The organism is Myxococcus vastator (genome assembly GCF_010894475.1).
Classification (GTDB): Bacteria; Myxococcota; Myxococcia; order Myxococcales; family Myxococcaceae; genus Myxococcus; species Myxococcus vastator.
In genome coordinates, this window is sequence record NZ_JAAIYB010000675.1 from 1 (window position 1) to 3165 (window position 3165).

The 3165-nt window shown below is 70.8% G+C and carries 2 protein-coding genes; both read right to left on the reverse strand.

The features are described from left to right. Positions 1 to 15: 15 nt before the first annotated feature. The gene (locus tag G4D87_RS35905) at positions 16 to 2181 is read right to left on the reverse strand and encodes a penicillin-binding protein activator (protein ID WP_205507861.1); all 2166 of its coding nucleotides are present in this window, start codon (positions 2179 to 2181) and stop codon (positions 16 to 18) included. A 186-nt stretch (positions 2182 to 2367) separates the two neighbouring features. Next, positions 2368 to 3165 (reverse strand): molecular chaperone DnaJ (dnaJ, locus tag G4D87_RS35910; RefSeq protein ID WP_163787287.1); only part of this gene is annotated, 798 nt, incomplete at its 5' end.

The window sequence follows — 3165 nt, forward strand, 5'->3', positions numbered from 1 at the left end:
CCCCCCTCGCGAACTTCATGTCCCAGAGCCTCCTGACGCCGAGGCGGCCTTCTGCCGCTCCTGCTCGACGTTGATTTCCTTGACGCCCTTGTTGTCGATGGACAGCAGGAACAGCTGCTTCACCGCCTCGCGCTTCTCGTTGAAGGACGTGCGCCCGGTGGCTCCGTCGAAGTCCTTCAGGTTGGCCATCGCGTCACGCATCTGCGCGCGTGTGCGCGGCGCATCCTTCTGCGCCATGAGCTGCCGCAACATCCGGCCGGAGTCGTAGCCAATGGCCTCCAGCAGACCCGGGTCCCTGCCCGTCTCCGCCCGGTAGGCCTCGCGGTACTGCTGCACGAAGCGGCGCGTGGCCGGGCGCTGCGAGTCCACGAAGAAGCCGTCCACGTACACCGAGCAGGTGACGAACTTGCCGCCGCGCTCCACCAACTCCGGCAGCCCCGAGCGGCCCTTGGGGCTGCTCCACTGGTTGGCGCCGAAGAGCGTCACCGTCTTCAGCTCCCGCTTGCCCGTCGTCTTGCGGATGCGCTCCAAGTCGCGCGGGTCACACGCGTTGGTGACGATGTCCTCCACCGCCAGCGCGGGCGCCACCAGGCTGACGCGGCGCCAGTCGTCCGGCATGAAGATGGCGTCGAAGTCGATGATGGGCTCCACGCCGCTCTTCACCTTCTCCATCGCCTTGCGGCGGCGGAAGGCGTCCAGCTTCTCCCCCTGCACGTCGCGCACGCCTTCGATGTAGTCGCCGCGGTCATCCAGGTAGTAGCGGCCCACCAGCTTCTTGGCCTCGGTGGTGAAGGTCGTCTGGTCGTGCGAGTAGCGCTCCGCCCCGCGCACGCCGCCGCCCCGCGCCACCACCTGGTCCCAGAAGGCATCCGCCAGTTCGACACCGTAAGGGATGTTCGGGTACAGCAGCGCGAAGCGCTTGTAGCCCTTCACGTTCATCGCGTAGTCGGCGATGGCCTCCGCCTGCGCCGCGTTGGTGAGCATGTTGCGGAAGATGTAGCCGCCCAGCTCGGTGATGCCGTCCTGACGGCTCATGGTCAGCAGCGGCACCTGGAGCTCCTCGGCCACCAGCGCCGCGCGCTTCGAGTCGTCCGCCAGCAGGGGCCCCAGCACGGCGATGGCGCCGTCGTCGAAGGCCAGCTGCTCCATGGCCTGGCCCGTCTTGTTGACGTCGCCCTGCGTGTCCTTCACCACCAACTCCACGCCGCTGCCTTCCAGTCCCAGCTGGATGCCGCGCAGCACGGCCTCGCCAATGGGCTGGTAGCGGCCCGTCATGGGCAGCAGCACGCCCACCGTGCGCGGGCGGGCCTCCACCCGGCGCGTGGCGCGGGCCAGCAGCTCGCGCGCCTGCGGCGCGAAGGCGTGGCCGGGCGCCTGGGCGAGGAAGCGGTTCAGCGTCTCCTCCAGCCGCGTCCAGTCACGCAGGTGGTAGTAGACGCGCGCCAGCTTGAAGGTGATGACGGGCCACGCCGGGTTGGACGGCGACAGGCCCTCCGCCACGCGGGCGATGTCCGCGAAGCCCGCGCGGCCCTCCACCAGCGCCTCCACCTTGGCCACCGCGGCGGCCTGCGCCTGCGCGCCCTGGGCCTGGCCCGCCTCGTCCACCGCCATCCGCAGCGCCTGCTCGTAGAGGCCGGCGCCCTCGGCGGCGCGGGCGGCCTCGTTGAGCAGCTGGGTGCGCTCGGCGCCGCTGGCGCGCTCGGCGAGGCTGGAGAGCGTCTGATACGCGTCGCGGTAGGCGCCCACCTCCATCGCGGAGACGGCCAGCTTGCGCTTGGCGTCGTCCGCGCGCGCGTAGAGCGGGTTCTCGAAGAGCAGCTCGTTGAAGCTCTTGCGCGCGTTGACGAAGTCCTTGGATTCGAAGAAGAGGACGCCGGCCTGATACAGCGCGTCCTGGCCCGCGGTGGTGGCGGGATACGCCTTGCGCACCGACAGGTAGGCCTCCGCGGCCTTCTTCTTGTCCGGGGTGGCGCCGGCCGTCTGGGACGCCTGCGCCAGCGCCGCGTCGGCGGCGGGGTCCTTCTTCGCCTCCACCGAAGGACGCGTGGGGAACGGGTCTCCCGAAGGCAGGTCCCCGCCGGTGTCACCTCCGGAGGGCGTGCGGGTGGACCGAGGGCAGGCCGTCAGCAGCAGGGCCAGGGCGATGACGAGCGAGCGGCGCAAGGTGGGCAGGACATCCATGGCAGGGGCGTGCATAGCAGTGGGGTGCGCCCCCGTCGACACCCGAGCGGGGGGAAGATTCCACTGCCAGGATCCGCTGTTTTGCAGTGCCCGTGCCCACGGCGGCCCGCCGCGCCGCGGCGCCCGCCTGCCCGGCAGGCGCGGCACGGTGGCCGCGCCTTCGCGGCCCCGCGCCCGCAACCGTCGTCAGCCGAACAGCTCCTTCACCTTGCCGAAGAAGCTCTTCGACTGCGGATGCGACTCCTCGCCGGAGGCCTCCGCGAACCGCTCCAGCAGCTCACGCTGCTTCGACGACAGCTCGGTGGGCGTCTCCACCACGACGCGCACATGCTGGTCTCCCCGCTGCTGGCTGTGCAGGTGGGGGATGCCCTTGCCCTTGAGCCGGAACACCTTCCCGGACTGGGTGCCGCTGGGGATGGTCATCTTCACCTTCCCGTCCAGCGTGGGGACGTCGATTTTCGCGCCCAGCGCCGCCTGCGTGAAGGAGATGGGCACCTCGCAGAAGACCTCGTACTCCTCGCGCTGGAAGAGCGGGTGCTCCTTCACGATGACGGTGACGTAGAGGTCACCCGGAGGACCGCCCCGGTCGCCCGGCTCACCCATGCCGGACAGCCGCACGCGCGTGCCGTTGTCCACGCCGCCGGGGATGGCCACCTCGATGACCTCCTCGGAGGGCACCTTCCCGGAGCCCTTGCAGCGCGTGCACGGGTCCGGCACCACCGCGCCCGTGCCGCCGCAGTCACCGCAGGGCCGGGACACCGCGAAGAAGCCCTGGGTGTAGCGCAGCTCCCCGCTGCCACCGCACGCCGAGCAGGGCCGGGGCCCGGTGTTGCTCTTGCTGCCGGAGCCGGAGCAGGTGTCGCACTTCTTCGGCCGGGGAATGGTCACCTTGGGCCGGCAGCCGAAGGCCGCCTCCTCGAAGGTGATTTCCAGGTTGTAGCGCAGGTCCGCGCCACGCGAGCTCGTCCGCCGCCCTCCCCGGCC

Excerpts from the sequence above, each read along its gene's own strand:
- G4D87_RS35905 (WP_205507861.1), bottom strand. The coding sequence starts at position 2,181 with ATGGATGTCCTGCCCACCTTGCGCCGCTCGCTCGTCATCGCCCTGGCC.